Consider the following 680-nt stretch of genomic DNA (forward strand, 5'->3'; position numbering starts at 1 on the left):
ATCTTAGATTAACACATGAAGTGCAATATCAAAGAGCAGGTGAAAAAGAGGCCTAGATGCGCTAGCATCAAAGCTACTATCCACCGCCAAAGTGAGATTGCAACCATGAGCTATACACATCTAAGCCTAGAGGAACGATATCAGATTTATGCCCTTAGAGGGGCACAACATAGTATTAAATTTATAGCAGGGGCGTTAGGCAGAAGTCCCAGCACCATATCAAGAGAGCTTAGACGCAATAAAAGCCTACGAGGCTACCGGGCAAAGCATGCAGACAACACCGCTAAAGCGAGGCGAGCAAATAATGCCTTCACCATCATTTTAAACGTCTGGGACTGGGTCGTGACTAAGCTTAAACTGCAGTGGAGTCCTGAGCAAATAGCAGGCGTTCATAGTGGAGTCAGTCACACGAGTATCTATCGTTACTTATGGACGGATAAGAGGCAAGGCGGCACGCTATGGCAGTATTTAAGACGCAAAGCCAAACCCTATCGTCAAAGGCTTACCACTGAGACTCGTGGGCGTATTAATGACAGGATCTCAATTCATGAGCGCCCTCATGTAGTAAAAGAGCGATCCCGCATCGGTGATTGGGAAGCGGACACCATCATTGGTCAAAACCATAAACAAGCTATCGTGACAGTGGTAGAGCGAAAGACAGGTTTGGTTAAGATGAAGCG

General features: G+C 46.5%; 1 protein-coding gene. It reads left to right on the top strand.

Going from position 1 to position 680, the window contains the following annotated elements:
* Nucleotides 1-105: 105 nt before the first annotated feature.
* Nucleotides 106-680: IS30 family transposase (locus AAEY79_RS14165; RefSeq protein ID WP_352288855.1), on the top strand; the 575-nt coding region annotated here is incomplete at its 3' end.

It is taken from the genome of Psychrobacter sp. GW64-MNA-CIBAN-0177, assembly GCF_040309585.1.
In the GTDB taxonomy this organism is placed as follows: domain Bacteria; phylum Pseudomonadota; class Gammaproteobacteria; order Pseudomonadales; family Moraxellaceae; genus Psychrobacter; species Psychrobacter okhotskensis.